This is a genomic window from Roseomonas sp. KE2513 (assembly GCF_016107305.1).
Taxonomy (GTDB): Bacteria; Pseudomonadota; Alphaproteobacteria; order Acetobacterales; family Acetobacteraceae; genus Roseomonas.
In genome coordinates this window covers 61,798-88,179 of record NZ_RCVR01000016.1, presented here as the reverse complement: position 1 = coordinate 88,179, position 26,382 = coordinate 61,798, and the positions used below count along the sequence as shown (strand labels likewise).

The following is a 26,382-nucleotide window of genomic DNA, read 5'->3' as shown; positions in this document are numbered from 1 at the left end:
CGAGATTGCTGTGGCCTCGCGCTCAGCGCCAGGAGCACCGGCGTGCTGAGTGCTTGGCCTTCGCCTTGGACCGCGTTTTCGTCTTGTTGATAGGAACAGGCTTGGCTGCTGGGATACCATCCGTTCCTACATAGCGTTGCAGTGTCGCGTCAGCCGCGAGGTGCGGATAGGCCTGGGCGCCGTTAGGCCATGTCCTTGCGAAGGCGGTTACTTCCGCATGATCCTGTCCGCGGATCGTCTGGACAAGAAAGAACGCTGCCTGCGCCGGCCGGAGCCGTTGGCGATGCAGCAGGTGAAGATGCCATTCGCGGGCACGCAGGGGGCACCAGTCCACCAAGGCTTCCTGCAAGGCTTGGCGCACCTCGACCGGCAGTTCCTCATATGCCCGGTAAGGGTCACCCTTGAGCTTGCTGTAGGGCTTGGCCGCCATGCTGTTGTCCATGCGGCCTTCTATCGAATGAGTGACCCTAGACAAGTCGTAACGTCAGCTACTTGGTGCTGGGCACGTATGCTTCGCGTTGGATCGATTGCGGTACATTTCGTCTTCCCCCCTGCGATCAACGCAAAGCGGCCCCGCGTCTCACGCAGCGATCAACCCTTATTGCTGCCGGTGACGCTGCCAAACGCGGCGGCTTTATCAGCCCCTCAGCCCGGACTGAACGGACCAAACGGTCCCAGAAGGGCGTGTTGCAAGTATCGTAGCTAGGGTTGCTCCCCTCCCCCCCGCACGGCGTGACGCAGGCGAGATCGGTCCACCTTTCGGCGGCTTGCTCAGCGCGGACTTGGCGGGCAGGCCGCTCCCCTGCACCACAATATGGCCGAGAATCCGTCGCCCTTGCGCGAGCGGCCCTGAATGCCCCATGTCCGGCATGTGTCACGCCAGCGCGCTCACCCGGCTCGATCCATCGCCACGCTCCTGCGGAGGGCGGTGAAGCGCGTCAGGTTCTCCTCCCCCCGTCAGCCAGCACCGCCGCAAGGTGGATCATCTCGGCTGGGGGAGCCCGCGATGGCGCCCGAGCCGATAGGAGTTGTTCAAGCGTGACGAAGTCTGAGATCGAGCGTGTGCAGGCCTATCTGCGCCGGCTGCTGGGGACGGAGCGCATCAGCGTCATACCTCCGAAGCAGGCGGGGATGAGCGTCGAGGTCGAGGCCGGGGGCGAGGTGATCGGCACCCTCCACCGCGATGCGGAGGACGGTGAAATTTCCTACGCCGTGCACCTCTCGATCCTGGAGGAGGATCTGCCCCCTGCCGCTCCATCCGCGCCGGCGCCATCTGGCACCAAGCGGGGGCGTTGACGCTCCCGACCAATCCGGCGCCGCTACATCCTTGGCGTGGGGACAAGCCCGCGGGAGCGAGGCAAGGTTGCTGGATCACAGCGCAGGGTAGAATTGTTGCTGAAGGGTAGGAATTAGGGCCGTTTGGGAGCCGCCGGCTTGATCTGGGCCGGAGCGCGCTCCCGATGTAGGTTCCAGACACACGGCTGTTCTCGGCCAAGGAGTTTACCATGGCTTCGGAATTTCAAGGGCGGCGGATCCTCGTGGTGGAGGATGAGCCGCTGATCACCTTCCTGCTGGAGGACGCGCTGATGATCGCGGGCGCGCAGACGGTCGTGCAGGCCGCGAGGGTCGCCGAGGCGCTGTCCGCAATCAAGACGGCCCTGTCCGAGGGCGGGATCGACGCCGCCGTCATCGACTACAGCCTCGCCGATGGCCAGTCGGCCCTTCCGGTTGCCGATCGCCTGGCCGCGCTCGGCGTGCCGTTCGTGTTCGCGACCGGCTACGAAGCGTCGGCGGTAAACAAGGGGCAGCACACGGATGCCCCCGTGATCACCAAGCCCTATGGTCCAGCGGAGGTGGTTTCATGCCTCGCCGACATCATGCGTCGCGGCACGGCAGACTGACGCGGCCGGGGGCGGCCCCGAGCAGCAACTGTTAGGTCGTCCGTTACAACGACGGTTCCGTCAGGGTTGAACTGGAGAGAGCAGATGGCGGCATCGGCGCACTAGGCGCCTTCCGCCCGACCCGACGGGTACACACTTCTGCTAGTCAACAGCTCGGTGCTGAGCAGGGTTCCGCGCTGGTCGCCTTCCTCGTGGACACCTACAACCTTCTCGCGATCAGCCCGCAGCCGCCCGTCAAGGATTTCGACGGCTTCGTGCGGCTCGTGCGCGAGCACCCCGGGAAGTCCGTCTAAACTTCGTCCGATGTCGGCCCCTACGCCATGTGGCGGGCGCGTGGCGCTGGAGGCGGTCGATTTGGCATAACGCAACCGGCGCCGCCTGCCGCGGGCGAGCGGACACGATCCTATGGCTGGACCGGTGACGCCGTCAGAGTGATGAAATTGGGCGGCTTGTCCTAATGAAGGGCGGGAGCGCCGCTGCGGATAAGCCGCAAAGCGGCCAAGGCGGCGCTCCGGCCGCAGGATGGCGCCTGTATCCAGGCGCTTTCCCCAGGGGTCGTACTCTCCAGGCTTGGCATCACGCGCCGGCGCTTCTAGGACGCGACCATGCTTACGAAACCGCTCCGCCCCGCGCACGAGGCCCCCGAAGCCAAGGAAATCCGGATCAGCAGGGAGGGGTCAGGCCGGAACAGTTGGCGCTGGACCATCTGGCAGGGCTCTACCCTCGTCGCCCGCTCCCCGGACGGCTTCCCGGGGGCCGAGGCCGCCTACGAGGCCGGCCGCCGCGTCCTGAACCGCTGACGTGCGACCTAGCTCGGCCGGGCGCATGATCATCGGGTTCGTCCCCATAGGGGCGAACCGCGCTTATTCGCCCGTCCGGAATACAGGCCTCATCCCGTCCCTTCCTGACGCCGAGTGATCGCGAGCCCTGGCTTGTCGCCTGGCGAACACGCCTGTCGAGCATCATGGGTCAGGCCATGACGCTCGACGCCGGGGCGTGCCGCTAAATCAAGCCTTCATGCGTCATCGCCGTTCTCACGGATGGCAGCGTCATCATCCGGTCACGGTAAGCGACCAGCTTGGCGGGTACGTCGAGCCCGTTCTTCTGAGCCCAGAGAAGCATGACGAAGAGATAGCAATCCGCGACGCTTACGCTGGAGCCGAACAGGAAATCGTCCTTCATCCTATCGGCAAGATACCACATCCGCTTCAAAATCACCTCGCCGGCTTTCCTCTTCTCCTCATCTCCCGCACCGGAGAAGAAGGGCTTGAACGCTTTGTGGATCTCGGTCGAGATGAAGGCGAGAAGCTCGAGCAGATGGGTGTGGCCCATCGCTCCCGAGGGTTTCAGCGCGCTGTTCTGATGGGCCACCCAGTCGAGAATCGCGACGTTCTCAGTGAGGATCTCGCCCGTGTCGAGCGTCAGTGCGGGCACGTACCCCTTGGGGTTGACCGCATTGAAGTCAGCGCCGCTGGCCGTGCGCTTTGTCTTCAGGTCGACTTTTTCGTGCTCGAACGAGAGCCCCGCTTGGTGCAGGGCAATGTGGTCGGCCAGACTGCACGCGCCAGGAGCGTAGTAGAGCTTCATCCCGTCCTCTCCTCTTTACTGCGGCCGAACACGGTGCCGGTAGATCCACCCAGTGCGGTCCCGGGCCAGGTCCGGCGGCCGCAGCGAGCCTCTTCTCGCATTCGGATCACATCCACATGAACCCATCAATGGCCGCCCCTCCGGAGAGGCTGAGGTTGGATAGCCGAACGCCTCATTCAGCCATCCAAACCGGAAGGGCTGCTTCCAATCGGGTGCAGCCGCCACCGCAACGCGGCTGGCCCAGCCGGAGCTTGATCACTGCCCCGCCTTCGACCGACGTGTCGCCTGCGCCCGCTCCAGAGAGCCCGACTTGCGACGTTCCTGTCGCAGCACCTCGATCGTCGGCTGCCACCAGCCACGAGCCAAGTCGGCCGGGCTGGGCGGCGTTCGCGCGGGCCAAGCCTGGACAAGCTCGGCATGGCTGGGCCTTCGCCAAGCCGACCAGATCAGCGCCGCCGCTCCAGCAGCGACGGCGGGGTAGAAGCGAGCGGCGGTCGTGGGCTCGACAAGCTCGCCGGTGATTTCCTCGAACACGACGCTTCCCACATGGGTCATCAGCACGCGATCAAGTGGCGGTGTCGCGTCCTCCGGCACAGGGTACCTGTTTCGCCGGCGCTCCGCGGCCTCGGCCCGCTTCTGCTCGTGCTCGGGAGAGGCCTTGCGGCTCTCCTCGCGCTTCCGTCGCTCCTCGGGCTCCGCTATGCGGGCGGCCGTCTCGATCGCGGGCCAGCGCCTGCGCAACTCCTCAAAGGACCGGAAGGGCACGCGCCATGCCTTCAGTGCGGGGTCCCACCGCGCCCAGGGCACCTCTCGCAGCTCGGCAATGACAGTACGGGAATACGGCGTCCGGACCACGAAGCCGTCTCCTACCTCCAGGTAGGTGCTCGCGATCGGCTCGAAAGCGAAGGCATCGCGTCCGCGCTGATCGGCATAGGCAAGCACGCCCGACCATTCGCGCCCCATCCATGCCTTCAGGCGTCGCTCCGCCCGCGTGCCCGGCACGAACCAAGCCCCAAGGTCGTCGCGCCACCGCGCCTTCGGGAAGGCCTCGCGGAAGCGCTCCACGGTCATGCGGTCATAGGGGAAGGCGGCCGTCGCTCCGGGTGTGCCGTCGCCGGCCTCGCGCTGGGTCGCGGTGAACCCTGCCGTCTCGTCAGTCACCTGCCGCTTCCTTCCTGGCAGCCCAGATTGCCGGCCGTCGCCTGCTGCGGTGAGCGCCCCCCCTGCGCGAAGGTGCGCGCCGCTGTCCCACCTGAGCGGTAGCCGAGGCCAACACGCTCTCGAGCCTCGACAGCGAACGCAAGTCCAACGCCGCCCATCGCGCATCCGTCTGCACTACGCCGTAGTTCGTCAGCCTTTCGTCGGCAGAATGGAGCCGAGGCGTAGGAACTGACGGAACCTGACCACACGATGCGTGCCGATCCATCGATGAGCGATCCCGCTTGCTCCGGATAAGGCTCCGCTCTACATTCGGAATAGTTTTCCGTTCATCGGAAAAACTAGCTTTATGCATCCTTCTAAACCGTCCCAGAATGCGGAGAACCGCGCGAATGCCCGAACTGGCCGAAATCACGCGGATGCTCCGGACGCCGTTGGAGCTGAACGCGAAGTCCGGTGACCGCATCCTCATCATCACCGACACCGCCATGGACCCGCTTCTCTGGCAGGGCCTTTCCGCCGCGGCGCGGGAAATGGGGATCGAGCCCGTGGTCACAATCATGAGCCCGCGCGAGACGCACGCAACAGACCCTGTCGCGCCGATCCGCCGCGCTGCCATGGGCGACGACGTGGACCTCTGCATCTATCTTACCAGCACAGCGATGGCGCACGCACCGATCACCGATGCGCTGGTGGATCGGGGCCAGCGCTTCATCCTTATGGAGGAGCTGACGCCGGCCATGCTCGCGCCGGACGGACCGGCCTCCGCGGACTACCACGCCCTCAACGCCCTTGGGCAGAAGCTCGCCGCCATCTTCAGCGCAGGCGAGACCGTTCGCGTGCGCTGCGACAACGGCACCGACCTGACGGCGAGCATCAAAGGCCGCCCCGGTCGCTCGATCGCGGGCCTACCCTTGCGCCTGCGCCCGGACGGCGGGGGCGGCTGCGCCTTCCCGGACGGCGAAGCCCATGTCTGCCCCGTGGAAGGAACGGGTGAGGGAACGGTCGTCTTCGACCTCACGGCCCATTCGGTCGGCCGAATCCAGGAGCCTCTCCGGCTGACCATCCGCAAGGGCATGGTGACCGCGATCGAGGGCGGGCGCGAGGCGGAGATCTGGAACGATATCCTGCGCCGCCACGACGACCCCAACAACCTGAACGCGCCGGCCGAGGTGGCTATCGGCCTCAACCCCAAGGTGACGCCGACCGGCAGCATGCGCACGGACAAGAAGAAGTACGGCACGTCCCACATCGGCATCGGTGACACGATCGCGCTTGGCGGAACCTGTCACGCCCGCCTCAGGCTGGAAGGTGTCATCAGCGCGCCGGAGATCGAGGTCGACGGACAGGTGCTCACCCGCGGCGGCCGCATTCTTGTGGACTGACGCAACGATGCCAGCGGAGCGGATCGGGTTTGTCGGGTGCGGGCACATGGGCGGCGCCATGTGTGCACGCCTGCTCGACACGGGTTATTCCCTCGCCGTCTACGACCCCGATCCCGCCGCGGTCGCGCCCCTGGTGGCACGGGGCGCAGAGGCGGTGCCGTCGCCGCGAGCGGTTGCCGACCAGGCCGCCATCGTCTTTGCCTGCCTGCCCTCTCGCGAAGCCAGCCTCGCGGTCGCGCTGGGCGAGGACGGCGTTGCGCGCGGCGGTGCCGTGCAGGTCTATGTAGAGGCCTCCACCATCGGGCAGCCGACCATCACGGCCATCGTCCGCGGCCTGGACGGAACGGGCATCGAGCTTGCCGATATGCCCGTGAGCGGCGGACCGGCCTGGGCGGCGGAAGGCAATCTCACCACCATTCTCGCGGCATCGGCCGCGGCGCAAGCGCGGCTCGCTCCGGTGCTGGCCGACCTCGCGCGCCGCGTGCTTGTGGTTGGCGATGCGCCGGGCCTCGCGCAGGTCGCCAAGCTCGTGAACAATCTCATCTCCTTCGCGGGCATGCTCGCGGCCTGCGAGGCGATCGTCCTGGGGGTCAAGGCGGGGTTGGACGCGGACACGCTGGTGGATGTCGTGAATGCCGGCACGGGGCGCAACTCGGCCACCGCGGACAAGTTCCCGCGCGCCGTGCTGCCGCGCAGCTTCGACTACGGCGGGCCGCTGGCGATCGGGACGAAGGACATCGACCTCTACCGCGAGCTCGGCCGGTCGCTGGGTATGCCGACCTTCGTCGGCGACCACGTCTCGACGCTCTGGAACTACGGTGTCTCGCAGGGCGCGCCCGACCAGGACTATTCGGAGCTCGTCCGACACTTCGAGGCATGGGCCGGCGTGCAGGTGAAGGGCAGGGCCGCGCCCTCGGGCGCCTGAGAAGCCCTTGAACGGCAGGAGGCTTTCTCCTATCGCATCCGAGGTGGCTTTCCGTGCCTCCAGGGGGCCGGCGAGGATGGAGGACACAGGCGAGGCGAAGTCGGTCGGCACGGTGCTGCGCGTCGTGCGGCTGCTCCGCTTCCTGGCGGAGGCGGGTGGCGAGGTCACCGTCACCCAGATCTCAGACCGGCTGCAGCTCCCCGCCAGCACCGTTCACCGCCTGCTCCAGCTTCTGATCGCCGAGGGGATCGTGCAGCACGATCCCGCCTCGCGCCGCTACCAAGTCGGTGTGGAGCTGATCCGGATCAGCTCCCTCATTGCGACCAGCTCCAGCCTGAAGGCGATCGCGCGCCCCTTCGTGCAGGCGGTGGTGGACCGCTGCAACGAGGCCTGCCTCTTCGTCGTGCACCTCCCCTCCACACACCAGGTCAGCGTGCTCGAGGGCATCAACTCGTCTCATCCGCTCCGCTATGAGTTGCAGATCTATGCGGCGCACAGCCTGCTCTGGGGCGCGACGGGCCGCTCAGTCCTCGCCTTCCTGCCGGAGGCGGAGCAGGAGGCGGCCATGGCACTGGGCACGCCGTCGCCGGCGGACGGCCGCCCTGCCCCACCGCGCGACCAGCTGCGCGCCGACCTCCGCTCCATCCGTGCGCGGGGCTACGCCGTTTCCTGGGGCGAGAAGATCCCAGGGGCGGTGGGGCTCGGGGCCCCTGTGCTCATGAAGGGTGACAAGGTGGTCGGCAGCCTGTGCCTCACGATCCCGCAGATGCGCTTCGAGGCCGCGCAGGAACCGGTGCTGACCCATCTTCTGAAGCAGCAGGCCGAACTGCTGAGCCGCGCGCTGGGCTACAAGGGCGCATACCCACCCGTCGCGGGCTGACGCCCCTTCAGCCGTCGCGTCGCGCGAAATACGTCGCCGCATCGGTCGGCGAGCCGATGTGCAGGCCCCCATCCACGACGAGATGCGTGCCGGTGCATCCGGAAGCCGCGTCGGAGCACAGGAAGAGGATCGGCGCCGCCACCTCCTCCGGCGTGAGCCAGCGGCCGAGCGGCACCTTGCGCGGGATCGCCTCGCGCGTCGCCGGATCGATCTTCGCGTCCATCTGCGGCGTCATAATGGGACCTGGAAGCACCGCGTTCACCCGGATGCGGTCGCGCGCCAACTCGAAAGCGGCGTGCCGGGTGAGGCCGAGCACGCCGGACTTCGCGGAAGTGTAGCTCGCCCCGTTGTTCAGCGAGATCTGCAGCGCGGCAAGGGAGGAGACAGTCACCACGGCACCTCCCCCGGCCCGCCGCATTGCCGGCGCGGCGGCCTGGATGCAATAGAAAGGCGCGCTCAGGTTGAGGGCGACGATCCGGTCCCAGTCGGCGGCCGGCGTGGCGTCAAGCGTCCGCGGCAGGCCGCCGCCGGCGACGTTGACGAGGATGTCGATCCGGCCGAACCGCTCCTCCACCCGCGCGCAGGCCGCGGCGACGGCGGCCGCATCGGTCACGTCCACCACGGCCGTCATCGTGCCGTCGTCCTCGCCGGAGGCCGCCCGCAGGCTTTCCTCGCTCCGGTCGAACAGCGCCAAGCGGGCTCCGTGCTGGCGGAACAGCAAGGCTGTGGCGCGGCCGATTCCTCCTCCGCCGCCGGTCACGATCGCGACTCTTCCTTTCAGGTCCGGCGACATGCTCCCTCCCCCAGTTCCTGCGCTCCGCACCCTAATCAGTGATCGAGATGCCGAGCTGTCGCACGACCGGCGCCCAGATTCGTTCCTGCTCGGCGATATCGGCCTGCGCGACCTCCGGCGTGGAGGCGATAACCTCGTAGCCGCGGTCGGCAAACCCCTTGGCGACATCCGGAACACGCAGGACGGCGTTGAGCGTCGCGTTCAGGCGCGCGATCGTGGGCTCAGGCGTCCGGGCGGGCGCGAGCAGCAGGAAGCGCACGCTGGAGCCCGCGTCGTTCACCCCCTGCTCCGCGGCGGCCGGGATCTCGGGCGCGAGCGTCGAGCGCTGCGAGCGGTGGATCGCGAGCGCCTTGACCTTGCCCTCGCGGATGAGCGGCAGGACGGAGCTGAGGCTGAAGGCGGCGAAGTCGATCTGTCGACCCAGCAGGTCCGTTACGGCGGGCGCCGTGCCCCGGTAGGGAACGTGCTCGGCGGCAATGCCGAGTTCCCGCGTCATTCTCTCGGTGCCGAGATGCTGCGGTGACCCGATCCCGGCCGTGCCGAAGGTCAGTGGCTTGCGCCTGGAAGCCTGCACGAGATCCTTCAGGACCAAGGCCGGAAAGTCGGGATGCGCGACGAAGACCGTGGGCGTCTCGCCGATCATGCCGATGGCCGCGAAGTCCCGGAGCGGATTGTAGAGCAGGCCAGGCAGCATGTGCGGGAAGACGCCGATGATGGAGGCCTGGGCCAGCAGCGTGTACCCGTCCGGCGGCGCCTTCGCGACACGGTCATTGCCGATGCTGCCGGTCGCGCCCGGCCGGTTGTCCACGACCACAGGCTGGCCGAGCAGTTCTCCTAGCCGCTCGGTCATGAGTCGGATCAGCACGTCAGTGCCGCCGCCCGGCGGAAAGGGCACGACGATGCTGATAGGTTTGCTCGGGTAGGCCTGCGCCCATGCGTTGGGGGCCAGAGCGCTACCAAGGACGCCGGATGCTGCAAGCCGAGCCAGGGCGCGTCGGTACACGATGAAAACCTCCCACTCTTTTCCGTTCACCGGAAAATAGTTCTGTTGAACGGCATGATAGATGGTGTTACGGGATGCGCAAGGAAGAATGCAGGCCAGCTCTTCGAAGGGCCGGACCTGCGACCAATCGGGGGATCGACGTGGCATTGAGCTTCATCCTGCAGCTGTCGGCGGCGGTGCGCGCCAGCGACGGCGGAGAGGCCGCTCACCGTGATCTTCTCGGCCGGGCAATCGCGGACACGGTCGGCGTCGCGGCTGCCGGCTGGGCCGAGCCTGCCGTCGCGGCCGCCACGCGAGCCTATGCGGGCGGGGCCGCCCGCTCCTGGTCCGGCAGCACGCTGGAGGGCGAGGATGCGGCGGTCATGCTCGACGCCATCGCCGCGCACGCCCTGGACTTCGACGACGTCTATCTCGATAGCGCAACGCATCCGAGCGCGGTCATCCTCCCGGCGATCCTCCGTGCCGATCGCGACGACGATCCGGAGGAGATCCTTGCTGCCTTCGCGGCCGGCCTGACTGCCGCTCTGGCCGTTGCAAGGCGCGTCGGCCCTGGTCACTACCACCGCGGCTGGCATGGCACCGGGACGATCGGTGCCTTTGCCGCCGCCGCGGCGGCCGGGCGCCTCCGGCGCCTCGACGAGCGGCAGCTCGCCTCGGCCTTCGCCCTGGCCGCCGCGCAGTCCGGGGGGCTCCGGGTAAACTTCGGCACCATGGCGAAGCCGGCCCAGGCCGGACTCGCGGCCGCGGCCGGATTCCGTGCCGCCCGGCTGGCCGCGGCCGGCTTCGAGGGAAGCTCCGATGTCTTCGCACCCGGTGGTTATGCCGACCTCTACGGCACCGGGGACGGGATTGCCGACCTGAGCGATGAAGCCTTCGAGGCACGGCCGGACCTCCTGGCCCTCAAGCTCTATCCGTGCTGCTACGCGAGTCATCGCCTCATCGGCCTTGCTCTCGATGCCCGCTCGGCGCTCGGGGCCGGGCTGACGGAAGGCGGCACCCGCTTCCGGCTGCTGGCCCCGAAGCGGAGCCTGGAGGTGCTGCGCTACACACGGCCCCGGAACGGATTGGAAGCCAAGTTCTCCGGGCCTTACTGCATCGCTGCCGCCCTGCTGGACGGCGCCCCCGGCCTCGGCCACTTCGACGATGCCGCCCTGCGCCCCGACATTCTCCAGCTTTTGGACCGCATCGATCTTTCCGAGGATCCGGCCCGTGACAGCGGCGGGGACATCACCGCGGGCGAGGTCACGATGGAGGTGCTGGACGGTGCGGGAGCGCGCATCGGCCGCTTCTCCCGCAGCGTCATCCCCGGCTCGCCGCAGGATCCACCCTCCCGTGCAGCGGTGGCGGCCAAGCTGTCCGGCTGTCTGGCCACCTTCGAGAGCGGGTTCCGCCGGCCGTTTCCCCTTCTTGCGAAGGTACAGGCCATTCCGGAAGCGGCGGCCTGGCTATGGCCCGGCGAAGCGGACGGGCGCCGGGAACAGCCCGGGGCCAGGATGGCGGATACCGGCCAACTCACCGCCCCACCGGGTACGGCCGCGAGTCGGAAACAGGACAGGGTGGGAGGAGCGGCGCGATGAGGTGGATCTCGAAGCTGGCCGGCGCCGTCATGGCCGCCTGGTCGAGCCTGGCTGCCGCCGAGACGTATCCGGCGCGCGGTGTTCGCCTCATCAACCCGTTTCCGCCGGGATCGCCGGTGGATTTCGTCGCTCGCCTGGCTGCGGAGGAACTGCAGAAGGAGCTCGGCCAGTTCTTCATCGTCGAGAACCGGCCGGGTGCCGGAGGCACCATCGGCGCGAACTACGTGGCCAAGGCGAGGCCCGACGGATACACGCTCCTGGTCACCTCCGCGTCGACCCAGGTGATCGCGCCCGTCGTGCGCGCCGAGATGCCCTACGACCCGGTCAGGGACTTCAGGCCGGTCTCCCTGGTGGCGCAGGGACCGGTGCTCATCGTGGCCCATCCCTCCCTGCCCGTGACGACGCTGCGGGAACTCGCCGAACGAGCCAGGCAGTCGCCCGAAACCATCGCCTATGCGTCGTCGGGGACGGGAACAATCCTCCACCTCGCGGGCGAGCTCTTTCAGGAGAGGACCGGCACGAAGCTGCTGCATGTGCCGTTCAACGGGGCCGTGCCGGCCTCGACCGCCCTGCTCGTCGGACAGGTGCAGGTGATGTTCGACTCCATCTCGAACGCGGCTCCTCAGGTTCGCGCCGGGCAGATCCGGGCGCTCGCCGTGATGACGCCCAGGCGCTTCACGGGCTTGCCGGACGTGCCGACGGTGGCGGAGGCCGGCCTGCCTGGCCTGGAGTTTCCGGCCTGGATCGGCATCTTCGCGCCGGCGAACACCCCGAATGAAGCCGTGCTGACGATCGAGCGCACCCTTAGGCAGAGACTTGCCACCCCGGCGATGACGGAACGCATGCTTGGTGCCGGCCTCATCCCCGATCTCGTCGGCGGCGCGGCGCTCGCCGCGGCCCTGCCCGAGCAGATCCGGCTCGTCGAGGGCATTGCCTCAGCGGCCGGGGTGCCGAAGCAGTAGCGCCACTCCAGCCCGGCGAACCCTCGAGGCCGCCTCCAGGGGCGACCGGTCGAGCACGCCCCTAGCCGGGCCGGATGGTGGGACCGAAGCGGTCCACGAGGATGGCGCTTGCCGTGTTCAGCCCGATGACATCAACGGCCGCGCCGTGGCGCCGCAACTTGCTCACCACGTTCTCCAGCGCACCGACCGCCGTGACATCCCATAGATGCGCGGCGGTGAGATCGATGCGTACCCGCCGGGCGGCATCCCGCATGTCGAACTCGTCGGCCATGATGTCGGCGCTGGCGAAGAAGACCTGTCCCATGACGTGGTAGGTCCGGGTGTCGGTGGCCGCTTCGTACTCGCTGCTCACGCTCATCAGCTGCGTGACCTTGAACGCGAAGAACACGCCGCTGAGCAGCACGCCGACCGTCACGCCGGCGGCGAGGTTGTGGGTGAGCACGGTCACCGCCACCGTTGCCAGCATCACCAGGCCCGACATCCGGGGCTGCCGCGACAGCTCGCGCAGCGAGGACCAGGAGAAGGTCTCGATCGAGACCATGATCATGATGGCGACCAGCGCGGCCACCGGCACCTGCGCCATCCAGGGGCGCAGCAGCACCATCAGCACCATCAGGAACACGCCGGCGGTCAGCGTCGAGACGCGGCCGCGGCCGCCGAACCGGACATTGCCCACGGTCTGCCCGATCATGCCGCAGCCGGCGATGCCCCCAAAGAGACCGGCCGAGAGATTGGCCAACCCCAGGCCGGCACACTCGCGCGCCTTCGAGCTGGTCGTATCGGTCAGATCGTCCACCACACTGGCTGTCATCATGGACTCCAGCAGCCCCACCGCGGCCATGGCCAGAGCGTAGGGGGCGATGATCGTCAGCGTATCCAGGCTGAAAGGCACCTGCGGGATGAGGAGAGAGGGTAGGGAATCCGGCAGACGGCCGAGCGAGGCCACGGTCGTCACGGGCATGGGCACCAGCATGGTGAAGCCCGTCAGCAACAGGATGCAGATCAAGGGTGAGGGAATAGCGGTCGTCAGGCGCGGCACGAGATAGATGATGGCCAGACCGGCGCCGATCAGCGCGTAGGTATGCCAGGTGACACCCAGCATCTGCGGCAGTTGCGCCGAGAAGATGAGAATGGCCAGGGCGTTGACGAAGCCCGTGCGGACGGAACGGGACACAAAGCGCATCAGCACATCGAGCCGGAGAAGGCCGAAGACGATCTGGAACACGCCGGTGAGCACCGTGGCCGCAAGGAGGTATTGCAGTCCGTGACTCGCCACCAGGGCCGCCGCAACCAATGCGACCGAGCCCGCCGCGCCGGAGATCATGGCCGGCCTGCCGCCGGCAAAGGCGATCACGACGCCGATGACGAAGGAGGCGAAGAGACCGACCTGCGGATCCACGCCGGCGACGAAGGAGAAGGCAATGACCTCGGGGATAAGCGCGAAAGTGCCGACCATGCCTGCGAGAACATCCTGACGCAGGCGGGCCATTCCGCTGAACCATTCAGTCCAGTCGTGGGAGGTGAGGCTGTATTTCATGAGGAAGGTCCGCAACTGGCGCAAAGGAGCACTGCTCGGTGCCCCCCAATAATCGCGTCTTGTGCGTTATCCGGCGGATCGGCGGCCGGAAGAGCCACCCGGAGTTACACCGGGTCCTGGGTGAATAGGCTGATCTTAGCAAGAGAAATGCTGCGCCGCAACAAGACAGGTGAGGCGCTGTTTCAACGGGGTCTGCTTGGTCTTCGGGACTCCGCACCCATTCGATAGAGATCAACGAACGTCGCTTGGTGCTGAACACCTCTTGTCGGGGACGGCTGGGTCCGTCGGGTGGCACCGCGCCGTTCCAACTTCCTCTGCTGCCCGTGAGCACGATTGCGATACGGCGGATCTTGCGAGCTGACAGCAAGCAGGACTGCGTCAGCAAGGACGGCGCGGAGGCGGGTGTCGTCGCCCGAACCATCAAGACTTGCCCAGCGCCTTCGCGCAGGGGGCAAGCAGGCCGATGGTCAGTCCTGACGCTGAAAAAGGTCCGGGCGGTCCGTGGTGATGAGCGTCACTGGCGCAGCCAACCAGCGGACGATTTCCGCGGGCTCGTTGACAACCCAGACGCCGAGGCGGGGGGTGCCGACGCGATGGAGCAGGCGGTCCAGTTCGCGCGAGAGCAGGACATGATGCACAGCGACGTAATCGACCCGCGCCTCGTCCAGTTCGTTCAGCACCGCATCGAGCCCGCCCAGCTTCTCCGCCGAGGAGGCGTTGACCGAGGCGAGGAGCCGTCCCTCGGGGCAGGTGGCGCGTAGCCGGTGCAGAACTTCTGGCCAGAAGGAGGTGAGGACGGTGCGCGCGGAAAGGCCGCGACGACGAACATGCTCGGCCACACGAACCTCGAGCCCCGGATAGGGCCGCCCCGCGTGATCCACCTTCAGCTCGATGTGGAGTTCCGTACCGCTGGGGGCGAGCACGTCCAGAACCTCGTCGAGCGAGGGCACGCCCTCCTCGCCGCCCTTCAGGCGAAGCGCGCGCAACTCCTCCATCGTCCTGGCAGCCACGGGTCCTTGAGCATCCGTCGTGCGGTCCAGAGTGGGGTCGTGAATGACGGCCAGGTCGCCATCCGCTGTGGGGTGCACGTCGAACTCGACCCCCGCGACGCCAAGGCCCAGCACCTCGCGGAAGCCCAACAACCCGTTCTCGGGCCAGAGGTCGCGCGCGCCGCGATGGCCGATGATCCGCTTCCCCATGCACCTACTTCCCCGACTCGATAAGGCCCTTCACGAACCAGCGCTGCAACAGCAGCACGACGGCGACGGGCGGCAACATCGCCAGCACGGCGGCATTCATGGTGAGGTTCCAGGCGGGAATGGAATCCCCGTGAGGAACGAGCTGCTTGATCCCGATTACCACCGTCGCCATCGAAGGCTCCGTGGTGAAGAGCAGGGGCCATAGATACTGGTTCCAGCCGAAGAGGAAGAAAATGATCCCGAGTGCCGCCAGGTTCGGCCGGGAAAGGGGCAGCAGGATGTCCCGGAAGAAGCGCATGGGCGAGGCGCCGTCGATCCGCGCGGCCTCGCAGAGCTCGTCCGGGATGGTCAGGAAGAACTGCCGGAAGAGGAAGGTGGCGGTTGCCGAGGCCATGAGAGGAAAAATAAGGCCTGGATAGGAGTTGAGCAGGCTCCAATCGGCCGAGATCTCCAGCCGCCAGCCCGTCATCGCCTGGATCGCCCAGTCGATCCCGCTCAGCTGCACCAGCAGGCGCACCGGCATCAGCACGTCCGTCATGGCCTCGAAGGTCGGCACGATCCGCACCTCCACTGGCAGCATGAGGGAGAGGAAGATCAACCAGAAGGCCGCCTGGCGGAAACGGAAGCGGAAATAGGTGATCGCGAAGGCCGAGAGCACCGAGATAGCGAGCTTGCCCAGGGCGATGCCGATAGCCACCACCGCGGAGTTCAGCAGCAGCCTTCCGAGCCCGATGCGGGCCCATACAGCCCGTGCATTTTCGAGGAAGGCGTCGCCCGGGATGACCGGGAGCGGCACGCGCTGCACCGCCTCCGTCGTCAGCGAGCCCGCAACCACCGCGTAGTAAAGCGGCACGCAGGTAAGCAGCGCCGCGAGGACGAGGACGACGTGGCAGGCCGCATCCAGCCAGGGAGCGCGCTCAATCATTGGGATACGTCGTAGCTGATCCGCCGCTCGATGAGGCGGAACTGAATGACGGTCAGCGCCACGGCGAAGATCATGAGCAGCACGGATTGCGCGGCCGAGGATCCGAGGTCGAGGTTGATGAAGCCGTCCACATAAACCTTGTAGACGAGAATGCTGGTGGCCGCGGCCGGTCCGCCGCGCGTGGCGGCGTCGATGATGGCGAAGGTCTCGAACAGCCCGTAGACCGTGTTCATGATGAGGAGAAAGAAGACCGTCGGCGCGATCATCGGCAGGGTGATCCAGACGAAGCGGCGCAGCGGCCCTGCCCCATCCACCGCCGCGGCCTCGATAACCGAGCGCGGCACGGCGCCGAGTGCCGCGACGAGAAAGATGTAATCGTAGCAGAGATGCTTCCAGGACGCGGTGAGGATGACCAGCAGCATGGCATCCTGGCCGTTGCGGTTGGGATCCCAGGCGATGCCCAGGGAATGCAGCAGTGTCGCCGCCGGCCCCACAAGCGGGTTGAACAGGAACGCCCAAACGAAGCCCGCGATGGCCGGTGCAATGGCATAGGGCATCAGAAGCACGGCCCGGTAGGCATTGCGCCCCCGCGTCACGCGGTCCGTCGCGAAGGCAAGCACCAGGCCGGCCGAGAAGGTGAGAACCGTCGTGGCTGCCGTGAAGACAACCGAGAGCCGCAGGGATTCCCGGTACTCCGCGCTGCGGAGAAGGGAGGTGATGTTCTCCAGCCCGACGAAATGCACCTCCTGTCCGAACGGGTCCTGGAGGAGGAAGGCCTGGGCCAGCCCGCGAACGGCGGGGATAAAAAAGAACAGGATGAGGATCAGCAACTGCGGCGTGAGCAGGAGCAGGGGCAGGAACTGCCCGCCGAACCCCGCCGCCTTCACGCCGTGCTCGACGCGGGGCACCGCCGGCCTGCGGCGCCGAAGCGCCGGCCAAAGTGCACGCCGGGTGGCGGGCAGTGTCGCGACCGTGCTCTCGCTCATGGCACGCCGCTCAGTACTTTCCGGCGTTCAGCCGCTCGAAGCGGCGCAAAATTTCGTTGCCGCGTGCCACGGCGTCGTCCATCGCCACCTGCGGCGCCTTCTGCCCGGCGAAGGCGCGCTCCGCCTCCTCGCGCTGGGCGAGCATGGTCTGGGTGAAGTTGCCGAAGCGGTAGCCGAGGGAATTCGCCGTGGGCTCTCCGCGCGAGAGCTGCTGCACGGCAATCTCCTGGGTCGGCCTTTCCCTGTACCAGCCCTGCGACTTGGCCAGGGCATAGGCGGCATTGGTGGCGGGGACGTAGCCGGTCGCCTTGTGCCACCAGACCTGCGTCTCTGGCTTCGCGACGAAGGCGAGGAAGGTCGCCGTCGCGGCGTTGTCCGCCTCGGGATGGCCCCGCAGCGCCCAGAGCACGGCGCCGCCGATGACGCTGTTCCGGGGCGTGCGCCCCTCCTCCCAGGGAAGCGGGACCGCATCCCATTCGAGGCCGCTGGCCGCCATCATCGCCGAGTGGGCGGCAGTGGAGGCGATGAAGGTGGCGGAACGGCCGGAGGTGAAGACGGCGGTGGCGGAGACGCCCTGCCCTGCGATCTCCAGCAGCCCGCTATCCATCCAGCGCTTCATGCGGCCGAGCTGCTGGACAACGGGCGTCCTGTTATAGGTGAACTCCGTGTCCAACCCGCTGAAGCCGTTGTTCTTCGTGGCGTACTGATAGTCGTTGATGGCGCTGTAATTCTCGAACCAGCTCCAGTGGTAATCGTCGGCCATGATGCTGCCGGGGCCGCCCGCGGCCTTCACACGCCGGAGCTGGTCCTCCAGGCCCTGCCAGGTTTCCGCTGGCCTCTCGAGGCCTGCTCTGGAGAAATGCGCTTTGTTGAAGAACAGGATCGGGGTCGAGGAATTGAAAGGCATGGCCGCGAGCAGCCCGCGATGGGTGTAGTAGCCGGCGATCGGCTTGATGAAGTCGCCCCAGTTCACCTCGTGCTTCTGCGCCGCCATCAGTTCCTGCACGGGCACGACGGCGCCGGAGAGCAGCATGGTCATGAAGCCGCGCTCGTAGATCTGCACGAGCTGGGGTTGGGTGCGGGTGCGGTACGCTGCCACGGTGGCGTTGATCAGCTCGTCATAGGTGCCCTTGAAGATCGGCGTGACGCTGAACTCGGACTGGGAGGCGTTGAACTGCCGCGTCATCTCCTCCAGCCGCTCGCCGTTCACGCCGCTCATGGCGTGCCAGAACCGGATCTCGCGCGGCGCGGCCTTCGCCGTCCGGACGTGCAGCAGCGGCAACGCGGCGGCGCCGGCAGCCAGGACGGTGCGGCGGGGGAGTGAGGGGGTCATCTCTGTTTCCTTCCCTGTGACTTGCCGGAGGGCTCGGTGCCCTGACCGGCCTTCGCCGCGGCACTCGGCCGGAGCCGTGGATGCCACGCGCCGTCCCGCATCGTGCATGCAGGCTAGGAGGCAGGAGAGCACATGTAAATCGAGGAGCACAAATGTAATATGTCCAACCCGTGACAGGCGCGCGCGGATGGCACAGCTTGTTGCCCAACCAGGGCGCCGGGTGGGAGGGTATGTGGGTTGAGCGGTTCCGACGAGCAGCTTCAGGTGCGCGTCGCCTGGCTCTACCACATGGAGGACCTGACGCAGGGCGAGATCGCGGCGCGGCTGGGCCTGACCCGGCTGCGCGTGAACCGCATCCTCTCCGAGTGCCGCGAAAGCGGCCTCGTGCGCGTCCACATCGCCTCTCAGCTCCAGAGCTGCGTCGCCCTGGAGCGGCGGCTTATGCGGGACTTTGGCCTCGTGGATGCCGTCATCGTGCCCACGCCTGAGGATCCGGAGAGGGTCGCGGGCCTCATCGGCATGGCCGCGGGGGACTATCTCTCGCGCTATCTGGCGCGGACGAAGGTCTCCGTCTTCGGCGTCGGCTGGGGGGCCACGCTGCGCGAAACCATTCGCCACATCGTCCCGGCCGATCTGCCGGCGCTCTGGGTCACCGCCATGATGGGCGGGCTTACCCAGGGGCTGGAGCTGAACACCTTCGAGACGGCGGGAGAGCTGGCCAGGCGCCTGAATGCGCAGTGCAGCTACCTCGCGGCGCCGATCTATGCCGGCAGCGCCGCCTCGCGCGACACGCTCGTGGCGCTCGACGTCTTCGCCGAGGTCTTCGAGCGCATCCGCGCCGTGGATCTGGCGCTGCTCTCCCTCGGTGATCTCACCCCGCGCTCGCTCCTCGTGCGGCACGGCCTTCCGAAGGACGTGACCGTGGAGGAGCTGCGGGCGGCCGGCGCCGTCGGGGACGTGCTCGGCCAGTTCCTGGACGCGCAGGGGCGGACGATCGACCATGCGATCAACGAGCGGGTGATCGGGCTGCCCTCTGCATGGCTGTCCGGGGTGCGCAATGTCGTCCTGGCGGCGGGCGGGCGCAACAAGTCCGCGGTGGTGGCGGCGGCACTGCGCGGCGGCATCCCGAAGGTGCTCGTGACGGATGAGGAGACCGCCAAGGCGGCGCTATCCCTCGTGGATTAGCCGCCGCCTCGTGCCGATCCGGCATGCCGCCCGGCGCCTCGTCCCATGGCCATGAGAGCCGCAGCATCCCGCAGGGCCAGATTGCGCGCTTCGAAAAGCCGCCGGTAGATCCCATAGGCCACCCCGTGTGCGCGCGCCGCGGAGGGATCGGCTGGCTGCGGCTCGGCATCCGGGCCCATGGCGGCGAGAGCGGAGAGCAGGTCCGGATGCCAGCCGGCCGCGACGGCGGCCGCCATGGCGGTCCCGAGCAGCACCGGTTCCTGTGTCTGAGGCAGCAGCAGCTCGCGCTCCAGCGCATCGCGGTAGAGGGCGACGAGGAGCGGGTTGCGCGCGTGGCCGCCAGCCAGGGCCACACGGCGGATGGCATAGCCATGCGCGTCCAGGTGATCGAGGATGTGGCGCACCTGCAGAGCGATGCCGCGCGCAGTGGCGTAATAGGCCTCGAGGAAGTCGCGCTCGCTCCGCTCCTCGCCCAGTCCGCTCACGAGGGCGCGGGCACGGCCGTCGCCGAGCGGCGAGCGATTGCCCAGCCAGTCGGGCACCAGGTGGCGCCCTGCCGCGAAGGCCGCCCCTTCCCTCTCCAGCAGCCCCAGGATGCTGGCGGCGGCGGCGGCATGGGTCTCCGGCGCGGCCCGGCGCGGCCCGGCCGGATGCTGCTCCAGCACTGCATCCAGCGCGGCGCCGGTTAGGGACTGCCCGGCCTCGTGCAGCCACAGGCCGGGAAAGACGGCGTCGCGGAAGGGTCCCCAGACACCGGGGATGCGGCGCTCCTCGGCCGCGAAGCTCATCAGGCAGGTGGAGGTGCCGCCGATCAGAACGGTGGTCTCGTTCATCGCGGCCATGAAGCCGCCGTCCAGGGCCCCCAGCGTGCCCGCCTCGGCGTCGATCAGGCCTGTCGCGACCGGAATGCCCGGCAAAAGCCCCAGCTCCGCCGCCGCCGCGGGGGCGAGATGGCCGTGCACCGCGCCGACGGGGCGAGGAGCCTGCGAGAGGGCGCCGAGCGCGGGCAGATCCCCGATGCCCAAGGCTTCGAGCAGCGCCTGCCGCCAGGCGGTCGGGCCGTCCGCGGGAAGGTAGGGCCATTTGCAGGCGAGGCCGCAGAGGGAATGGCTGTCCACTCCGGTCGCGCGCCAGGCGAGCGCATCGCAGAGGTCGCGCGCTCCGGTCAGTCGGCCCCAGGCCGCCGGATCGTGCCGCTTCAGCCATAGAAGCTTGGGAAGGTGCATTTCGGGCGAGAGAGTGCCGCCCGTATAGTCCAGCAGCCGGTCGCCCGTGGTGGTGATGGTCTCGGCAAGGGCTTCGCCGCGATGGTCGGCCCAGCAGAACACATCCGCCCTCTCCGCCAGCGGTGGCGCGCCCGTATGAGAAAGCGCGAGGGAGGAGGTGGCGTCGAACGCCATGCCGCGCACTTGGCCGGCGGCGCCCGGATGACAGGGGAGCGCGCCGCGAACTGCCCGCGCCACTGCCGCCCAGATCTCCTCGAAGCGATAGACGCTCTCGTCCGGCGCCGGCCGGAGAAGTTTGAAGCCCGCGGAAGCGGTGGCGATCAACCGGCCCGTGGCGTCGAACAGCCCGGCCCGCGCCGAGAGCGTGCCGACATCAACAGCGAGCAGGAGGCCGTCCATGTCAGGCGGTGCCGCGTTCCACACCATTCGGATAGATAAGCGTCTTGATAACGCCCGGCTCGTCCCCCGCATGCGCCCGAAAGGCCGCGGGCCCCTCCTCCAGCGTTACGCGATGGGTGACGAGGGAGGCCACGTCCACCTTGCCCGAAGCGACCAGGGCAATGGCGCGCGGATAGACCTCGCCCATCCGGCGGGAGAACTTCACCTTCAAGCCGCGGCGCCGGGCATCGGCGGCGGGCAGCGTGTAGGTGTCGCCGTCCGGAATGCCGACGAGCACGACGCGGCCGCCGATCCGGGCGGAGAGGATCGCATCGCGAAAGCCCAGCGGAGCGTTCGTCGCCTCGATCACCAGTGGCGCGCCCTCCCCCTCGGTCCAGGCCTGAATATCCGCGAGCGACGAGCCGGCGCGGTCGGCGCCGAGCCGTGCCGCCATTGCACGACGATGCTCCAGCGGATCCACCGCCAGCACCTCGCCCGCCCCGGCGGCCTTCAGGACCTGCAGGATCAGCAGCCCGATCGGGCCGCAGCCGAGCAGGGCAACGCGCTCCAGCAGGCGCGGCTTGGCAAGGTCCACCGCGTGAATGGCGACGCCGAGCGGCTCAAGCATCACGGCATCGAGCGGCGTGAACTCCCCGGGAAGGGGCACGATCTGGCTGCGGGGCACCCAGATCTGACTCGTCATTGCGCCATCAAAGGGCGGGGCGCCGATGAACTCCACGTTGGGGCAAAGGTTCGGATGGCCGGAGTGACAATAGGCGCAGTGGCCGCAAGCCTTGTTCGGGTCCACCGCCACCAGCGCCCCGCAGCGCAGGCCTTTCTCCTCTATATCCTCGGTCAACCAGCCCCCGAACTCATGGCCAGGGACGAAGGGGGATTTGATCTGGGCGGAGCCGATCCCGCCATCCTTGTAATAATGCAGGTCGCTGCCGCAGAGGCCCACGGCCGCCACCTTCAGGAGCGTCTCGCCAGGCCGCCCCTCGCGCAGGTTGAACGGAGCGACACGGGCGTCGTGGGCAGCGCGGAGGTACAGGGCTTCGGTCACGGCGGTCCCCCAGTTCCCCGGTTTTTTACATCTGTAACTTATTCCATACAAGAGTTAAGGCTTCCAGGAGGGGCGAAAGCAGCTGCGTCGCGGCCCCTAATGGCGGCGGAGGAAGTCTAGCACGGCGCGGTTGAACAGTTCCGGTTGTTCCATCGGCACCGAATGACCGGCGTCGGCGATCGCGACCCACTCGGCCTGCCTCATGTGGCTGACCCAGCCGCGCATGAGGCTCGGCGGTGCCAGGAGATCCGCGCTGGCGCTAATCACGAGCAAGGGCGTGCGGATCGCCTCCGCCTTCGCGAAGGTGTTCGGCGTGCGCAGCGGCTGTGGGCGGGCGCCTTTCTGCCGCGCGGTCTCCTCGGCCGCGAGCCAGGTAGCGGTGCGCTCGGGCTGGGTGGCGCGGAAGGAGGGGCCGATCTCGACGAAGCTCTCGGGGAGTTGGCGGAAACCCGGGACGTCAAGATTGCGGGTCATCTGCTCCATCTCGGGCTCCGAAAAGGAGCCGGTGCTGGCGGCAACGACGAGGCCCCGGAGCGTCTCCGGACGCCAGGCAGCGTAATCGAGGGCGACGAAGCCGCCACCGGCCACGCCGAGGAGGTGGAAGGGCGGGAGGCGGAGGTGATCGACAAGCGCGGCGAGGTCCTCGGCGACGCTGCCGGGTTGCGGCCCTGCGGGGTCGGGCAGGCTGCGGCCCCATCCGCGCCGGTCGAACGCAATGACCCGGTAGCCGGCGGCGGACATGGCCTCGAACTGCTCCGCCCAGCTGGCGCTGGTGCCTGTGTTGGCGTGCAGCAGGATAACGGGCGTCCCGTTTCCGCCGGTGTCGCGAACAAAAAGCCGGACGCCGGGAAGGGCGACTTCGGTTCCGTCCGGCATGGCACAGGCGCTGCGAGCGATCAGCGCCGAACACGTGGCCGCCAGGGCCAAGAGCAAGCGACGTGGCAGCATCATTCAGGTTCCTACGTTCGGAGCCATCCTGGGCAGAGGCTGGCGCATGGGCAACCTGGAAGGCATCCGGAAGCTGGCCGGCGCTCCGGCAATGCCGCTGAGGTGTATGATGGCGCCGGCCCCATCGAGGGATGCAAACTCGGCGAGCAACAGGCCGACAAGCGGTGCCCATCCGGACAGGCCCATCCTACAGGGCGGCTCACCCTCCGCGGGCGTCGTCCATCGTTCCAGCCCATGACGGGGCCGACAGCAGGGGGAACGCTGGGAAACGGGAGCTACGGCAGGCCGCTCCGCGGCCAATCACCAGGAGCCGCCAAGGCGGCTCACCGCCTCCTCGGCGGCCTGCATCGCGGCCGTGACACTCTCCCGGTAGCCGGAGAGGACCGGAAGCGACAAGCGGTTCCCCGCAAACCGGTTCTCCACGACGAAGCGGACGGAGTGGGGCGCCTCTGTCGGCACGACGATAAGCCGCAGCCCACAGTCTGGTTCCGACACCATGCCTTCGCCGGGCATTGTCCTCCATAACACCTGTGCCATGCGCGCCTCCCAGCAGCATCGGTCAGCCTGTAACGGAAGGGTACCACGGCGTCGTTTACCCAGGTTGTAGTGTTCATCGGAGGCAAAGAGAATCCTGTCCGGCACACCAAAGCCTGCTCGCGCAGTCTCTCCAGCATGACGCAGACAGGAGGTGCTCGGCAGCCAACACCACGATGAGGCCGGGCTGCATTCCGACGATCGTGCGAGCGAAAGGAGGACATGCTCCTGGCTCATGCTCTCGCAGGAGCAATACTCCGATGCTGCCCACCCGGCGCCTCTTGGGAATGACAGGGCCAGGAAGCGGCAGGTCCCGCCGGGCACAAGGGCAGCACCACCGGCTGGCGAGCGCAACCTGACTCCGCGGCCGGCGCACCTTGGCAAGCGGCCGCCGCGACTGGGTGGAGCATATGGCGAGGGCGCGGCTGAAAGCCACAGGAGAGGGCAGGCCAGTCACCCCGCTCAGCGCATGACAAGCGGCCGCGGCACGTCCCTCAATCACCGTCCGCGACGAAGCCAACTCTCTGCACAATGCCCTTCCAGCGGTCCTTCTCGGCACGGAGCCGCAAAGCCAGTTCATCCGGCGTGCAGGTGATCGGCGCAGCCTCCATGCTCTCCAGCCGCGCCCGAAGCCGGGTGTCGCCGGCCGCCCGCACGATCGCGGCGTGCAGCCCCTCAACGATCCGGGCAGGAGCTTGCGCAGGTAGCATCATCACATTCCAGGTCTCGCCGGTGATATCGGCCAGACCGAGATCCGCAAAGGCCGGCACGTCCGGCAGCTTCGGGAGGCGCTGCGGCGCAGTGACCGCGAGCATCCGGAGCGTACCGGCCCGGTGCGGGCCGACGAGGTCGCCCAAGGTGCCCATGAAGGCGGTGATCCGGCCCGCGCCGAGATCGACCAGCGCGGCCCCTGTGCCGCGATAGGACACGTGCGTCATTCGCAAGCCGCCCTGCCTGGCAAACAACGCCGCCAGCAGCTGCGGCGTGGAGCCGGCGGCCGGGCTGCTATACGGGATTTCCGGCTGATCCGCCGCCCAGCGAAGAAACGCCTCCAGCGATTGGGCGGGGTGCCCGGCGGCAACGCAGAAGGCGAAAGGGACGGATGCGACTGCCGAGACCGGCGTCAAGTCGGTCAGGCCGTCGTAGCGCGTCGTGGCCGGATAGATGTGCGGCGTGATCGTCAGGACGCTCTCGGGCGTGCAGAGAAGCGTGGTGCCGTCGGGGATCGCGGCCCGCACGATCTCCACGGCCAACCTGGCGGAGGCGCCGGGCCGGTTGTCCACGACCACCGAAGGTCCATAGCTGCCCGCAAGGCGCTCGGCATAAAGGCGGGCAAAGATGTCGGTCGCACCGCCGCCGGGATAGCCAACGACCAGCCGGGCGGGGCGGTCGATAAGCGTGGCCTGAGCCCTCGCCCGCGAGGCAAGGGCTGAGCCCGCCAGACCGGCCAGGACATGTCGGCGCGTGAATGCCAGGCGGGGCGTCACGGCGAGCGCCCTACCGCGCCAGCGGCGCCCGCCACGAAGCGCGCTGCGATCCAGGCCGCGACATGGTCGAAGGTGCGGGCGGTCGTGTCGCCGAACTGACCGGGCACGCGCGCACATGGCTCGCAGGGTGTGAAGCCGTGCGTTGCACCCTCGACAAAAGCAACTGACTTGTCCCGGCTCGCCGCGTGCTCGTAGGCCGTCTCGGCCGAGACAATCCAGTAGTGCCCGGTCATCCCCATCACCAGCAGGGGGGCCGCGACGCCCTCCAGGTTGCCGGGCGTGCTGTTGTAGGAGGAGTTCCAGTCGATCCCCGTCACGCGGTCCTCGCCGATCGCGTAGTCGGGCGTCGAGCGGCTGGCAAAGGTGCTGAGGAAGCGCCGGACGGTGGTGTCGAGCGAGCCGCCGAGCAGCAAGGGCCTGGCGGCCACGGGGGCCGCCGCGGCGGCGCCCCGTGCGTCCTCCCGGTCACGCCGGGCCGGTACGGCGTTGGTCAGGCCAGAGGGCACGCGCAGGGAGCGGATCACTTCTGTCGCCGTCGAGCCGTCGCCGCGCAGCAGAGGGTAGGCGCCGCGCGTGCGTGAAAGCAGGGCGACGTCCGGGCGCCAGAGGCGCGGCGTGCGCGTCGCGCCCGGCACGACAAAGGGCTCGTCGTCGGCGAAGGCGGAGCGCCCCTCGTCCAGCGCCCGCCGCCGCTCCAGCGCCGCCTCGATCAGGCGGGCGTTGCGCGCGGCCTGCGCCGCCAGGAAGCGCGCGCGGAACGGCTCGGCGTAGTGCGCGCCGCTGGGCGAAAAGCCGTTGGCCGGGGAGTAGATGTCGAGTTGACCTGCGCCATCCCCGGCATCCAGCGCGGGGTCGACGGAGGTCAGCACATTCGCGCCGAGGCCGAAGATCGGGTCCAGGAGAACAACCCCATCGGCCCGCTCCATCCCCGCGAGCGAGTCCGGACAAGGCACGATCTTCTCCTGCCCCTGGCAGGCCCGAACGCCATTCTCCGCGATGTTCTGGTAGGCGGCCGCGAGCGGCGCGCCGGAGGAGTGGCCGAGCAGCAGCACGCGCTCGATTCCCGGCAGGCGCCGCGCGTAGCGCACGGCCGACCCGAGATCGGCCAGCGCATTATCGAAATCCATGTCGCGGTCGTCGGTATCGGGCGCGTGGCGCGGGTTGGCTGCCAGCACCGTGTAGCCGCGGCGCGCAAGGTTCACCGTCGCGGGGTGATCGAGAAAGTCGCTGTAGTCGTGCATGACGACGACCGCCACCCTTGCCGCCGGTCCGGCCTGCGCAGGCGCGTAGAGGACACCGGCGACCCGGGGCGCGACCCGCACGAAGCGGTTCGTCACCTCCTGAGCCGAGGCGCCGGCGCAGAGGCCAGCCGCCATGGCGAGGGCCAGGATCGTTGTTCTCATCGTCTTC

General features: G+C 68.2%; 25 protein-coding genes and 1 other annotated feature. Of the genes, 9 read left to right on the top strand and 16 right to left on the bottom strand.

Annotated features, from left to right (window positions below; translation table 11 throughout):
• Positions 1-22 precede the first annotated feature (22 nt).
• The gene (locus D9599_RS17075; protein ID WP_198382487.1) at positions 23-442 is read right to left on the bottom strand and encodes a DUF6525 family protein; all 420 of its coding nucleotides are present in this window, start codon (positions 440-442) and stop codon (positions 23-25) included.
• 596 nt (positions 443-1,038) lie between these two features.
• Here D9599_RS17075 and D9599_RS17070 point away from each other — a divergent pair.
• From D9599_RS17070 to D9599_RS17060, 3 genes are all read left to right on the top strand, one after another.
• Positions 1,039-1,296 carry a DUF3126 family protein gene (locus D9599_RS17070; RefSeq protein WP_198382486.1) on the top strand — a complete coding sequence of 86 codons (258 nt, stop codon included), beginning with the start codon at positions 1,039-1,041 and terminating at the stop codon, positions 1,294-1,296.
• Positions 1,297-1,505: 209 nt separating this feature from the next.
• Complete coding sequence (locus D9599_RS17065; protein ID WP_198382485.1) at positions 1,506-1,901, top strand: response regulator; 396 nt, start codon at positions 1,506-1,508, stop codon at positions 1,899-1,901.
• Between the two features lie 605 nt (positions 1,902-2,506).
• On the top strand, positions 2,507-2,701 hold the full coding sequence (locus tag D9599_RS17060) for a hypothetical protein (RefSeq protein ID WP_198382484.1): 195 nt from the start codon (positions 2,507-2,509) through the stop codon (positions 2,699-2,701).
• Between the two features lie 202 nt (positions 2,702-2,903).
• Here the strand turns inward: D9599_RS17060 and D9599_RS17055 are convergent, their stop codons facing one another.
• Both D9599_RS17055 and D9599_RS17050 read right to left on the bottom strand, forming a co-directional pair.
• The gene (locus D9599_RS17055; RefSeq protein WP_198382483.1) at positions 2,904-3,488 is read right to left on the bottom strand and encodes a glutathione S-transferase N-terminal domain-containing protein; all 585 of its coding nucleotides are present in this window, start codon (positions 3,486-3,488) and stop codon (positions 2,904-2,906) included.
• 255 nt (positions 3,489-3,743) lie between these two features.
• Positions 3,744-4,649 carry a hypothetical protein gene (locus tag D9599_RS17050; RefSeq protein ID WP_198382482.1) on the bottom strand — a complete coding sequence of 302 codons (906 nt, stop codon included), beginning with the start codon at positions 4,647-4,649 and terminating at the stop codon, positions 3,744-3,746.
• Positions 4,650-5,038: 389 nt separating this feature from the next.
• Here D9599_RS17050 and D9599_RS17045 point away from each other — a divergent pair, with 389 nt between their 5' ends.
• The 3 genes from D9599_RS17045 (at position 5,039) to D9599_RS17035 (ending at position 7,836) form a co-directional block, all read left to right on the top strand.
• Positions 5,039-6,031, top strand: coding sequence for an aminopeptidase (locus tag D9599_RS17045; protein WP_043829980.1), 993 nt, complete (start codon positions 5,039-5,041; stop codon positions 6,029-6,031).
• A gap of 7 nt (positions 6,032-6,038) precedes the next feature.
• Positions 6,039-6,956 carry an NAD(P)-dependent oxidoreductase gene (locus D9599_RS17040; RefSeq protein WP_198382481.1) on the top strand — a complete coding sequence of 306 codons (918 nt, stop codon included), beginning with the start codon at positions 6,039-6,041 and terminating at the stop codon, positions 6,954-6,956.
• Positions 6,957-7,032: 76 nt separating this feature from the next.
• Positions 7,033-7,836 (top strand): IclR family transcriptional regulator, encoded by an 804-nt coding sequence (locus D9599_RS17035; RefSeq protein WP_198382480.1) that lies wholly within the window; start codon positions 7,033-7,035, stop codon positions 7,834-7,836.
• 7 nt (positions 7,837-7,843) lie between these two features.
• Here D9599_RS17035 and D9599_RS17030 read toward each other — a convergent pair whose 3' ends face one another.
• Together D9599_RS17030 and D9599_RS17025 are read right to left on the bottom strand one after the other, a co-directional pair.
• Positions 7,844-8,629, bottom strand: a complete 786-nt coding sequence (locus D9599_RS17030) for an SDR family NAD(P)-dependent oxidoreductase (RefSeq protein WP_198382479.1) — start codon at positions 8,627-8,629, stop codon at positions 7,844-7,846.
• 31 nt (positions 8,630-8,660) lie between these two features.
• The gene (locus D9599_RS17025; RefSeq protein WP_198382478.1) at positions 8,661-9,494 is read right to left on the bottom strand and encodes a tripartite tricarboxylate transporter substrate binding protein; all 834 of its coding nucleotides are present in this window, start codon (positions 9,492-9,494) and stop codon (positions 8,661-8,663) included.
• A 284-nt stretch (positions 9,495-9,778) separates the two neighbouring features.
• Between D9599_RS17025 and D9599_RS17020 the strand changes: the two genes are divergently transcribed.
• On the top strand, positions 9,779-11,209 hold the full coding sequence (locus tag D9599_RS17020; protein WP_198382477.1) for an MmgE/PrpD family protein: 1,431 nt from the start codon (positions 9,779-9,781) through the stop codon (positions 11,207-11,209).
• Positions 11,206-12,171: a tripartite tricarboxylate transporter substrate binding protein gene (locus D9599_RS17015; RefSeq protein ID WP_198382476.1), complete on the top strand. Its 966-nt coding sequence runs from the start codon at positions 11,206-11,208 to the stop codon at positions 12,169-12,171. The genes D9599_RS17020 and D9599_RS17015 overlap by 4 nt, the downstream gene beginning before the upstream one ends.
• 61 nt (positions 12,172-12,232) lie before the next feature.
• Here D9599_RS17015 and D9599_RS17010 read toward each other — a convergent pair whose 3' ends face one another.
• The 5 genes from D9599_RS17010 to D9599_RS16990 form a co-directional block, all read right to left on the bottom strand.
• Positions 12,233-13,708, bottom strand: a complete 1,476-nt coding sequence (locus tag D9599_RS17010) for a SulP family inorganic anion transporter (RefSeq protein ID WP_375373058.1) — start codon at positions 13,706-13,708, stop codon at positions 12,233-12,235.
• 64 nt (positions 13,709-13,772) lie between these two features.
• Positions 13,773-13,828, bottom strand: a sequence feature (sul1 is cis-regulatory element that is thought to sense ions involved in sulfur or methionine metabolism; They are found in Alphaproteobacteria).
• Positions 13,829-14,175: 347 nt separating this feature from the next.
• Positions 14,176-14,907: a glycerophosphodiester phosphodiesterase family protein gene (locus tag D9599_RS17005; protein WP_198382475.1), complete on the bottom strand. Its 732-nt coding sequence runs from the start codon at positions 14,905-14,907 to the stop codon at positions 14,176-14,178.
• 4 nt (positions 14,908-14,911) lie between these two features.
• The gene (locus D9599_RS17000) at positions 14,912-15,832 is read right to left on the bottom strand and encodes an ABC transporter permease subunit (protein ID WP_198382474.1); all 921 of its coding nucleotides are present in this window, start codon (positions 15,830-15,832) and stop codon (positions 14,912-14,914) included.
• Positions 15,829-16,818: an ABC transporter permease subunit gene (locus tag D9599_RS16995; protein WP_198382473.1), complete on the bottom strand. Its 990-nt coding sequence runs from the start codon at positions 16,816-16,818 to the stop codon at positions 15,829-15,831. The genes D9599_RS17000 and D9599_RS16995 overlap by 4 nt, the downstream gene beginning before the upstream one ends.
• 10 nt (positions 16,819-16,828) lie before the next feature.
• Positions 16,829-18,151, bottom strand: coding sequence for an extracellular solute-binding protein (locus D9599_RS16990; protein WP_198382472.1), 1,323 nt, complete (start codon positions 18,149-18,151; stop codon positions 16,829-16,831).
• A gap of 237 nt (positions 18,152-18,388) precedes the next feature.
• Between D9599_RS16990 and D9599_RS16985 the strand changes: the two genes are divergently transcribed.
• The gene (locus tag D9599_RS16985; RefSeq protein WP_198382471.1) at positions 18,389-19,336 is read left to right on the top strand and encodes a sugar-binding transcriptional regulator; all 948 of its coding nucleotides are present in this window, start codon (positions 18,389-18,391) and stop codon (positions 19,334-19,336) included.
• Here D9599_RS16985 and D9599_RS16980 read toward each other — a convergent pair.
• The 6 genes from D9599_RS16980 to D9599_RS16955 form a co-directional block, all read right to left on the bottom strand.
• A complete protein-coding gene (locus D9599_RS16980) occupies positions 19,333-20,961 on the bottom strand; it encodes an FGGY-family carbohydrate kinase (RefSeq protein ID WP_198382470.1) in 1,629 nt (542 codons plus the stop codon). The two genes, D9599_RS16985 and D9599_RS16980, sit on opposite strands and share 4 nt — an antisense overlap.
• A gap of 1 nt (position 20,962) precedes the next feature.
• Positions 20,963-22,003: a zinc-binding dehydrogenase gene (locus D9599_RS16975; protein ID WP_198382469.1), complete on the bottom strand. Its 1,041-nt coding sequence runs from the start codon at positions 22,001-22,003 to the stop codon at positions 20,963-20,965.
• 96 nt (positions 22,004-22,099) lie between these two features.
• Complete coding sequence (locus D9599_RS16970) at positions 22,100-22,954, bottom strand: alpha/beta fold hydrolase (RefSeq protein ID WP_198382468.1); 855 nt, start codon at positions 22,952-22,954, stop codon at positions 22,100-22,102.
• 297 nt (positions 22,955-23,251) lie between these two features.
• Positions 23,252-23,464 (bottom strand): hypothetical protein, encoded by a 213-nt coding sequence (locus D9599_RS16965; protein ID WP_198382467.1) that lies wholly within the window; start codon positions 23,462-23,464, stop codon positions 23,252-23,254.
• Positions 23,465-23,979: 515 nt separating this feature from the next.
• Positions 23,980-24,972, bottom strand: coding sequence for a tripartite tricarboxylate transporter substrate binding protein (locus D9599_RS16960; protein ID WP_198382466.1), 993 nt, complete (start codon positions 24,970-24,972; stop codon positions 23,980-23,982).
• Positions 24,969-26,375, bottom strand: coding sequence for a hypothetical protein (locus tag D9599_RS16955; RefSeq protein WP_198382465.1), 1,407 nt, complete (start codon positions 26,373-26,375; stop codon positions 24,969-24,971). Before D9599_RS16955 ends, D9599_RS16960 begins: the two co-directional genes overlap by 4 nt.
• Positions 26,376-26,382 lie beyond the last annotated feature (7 nt).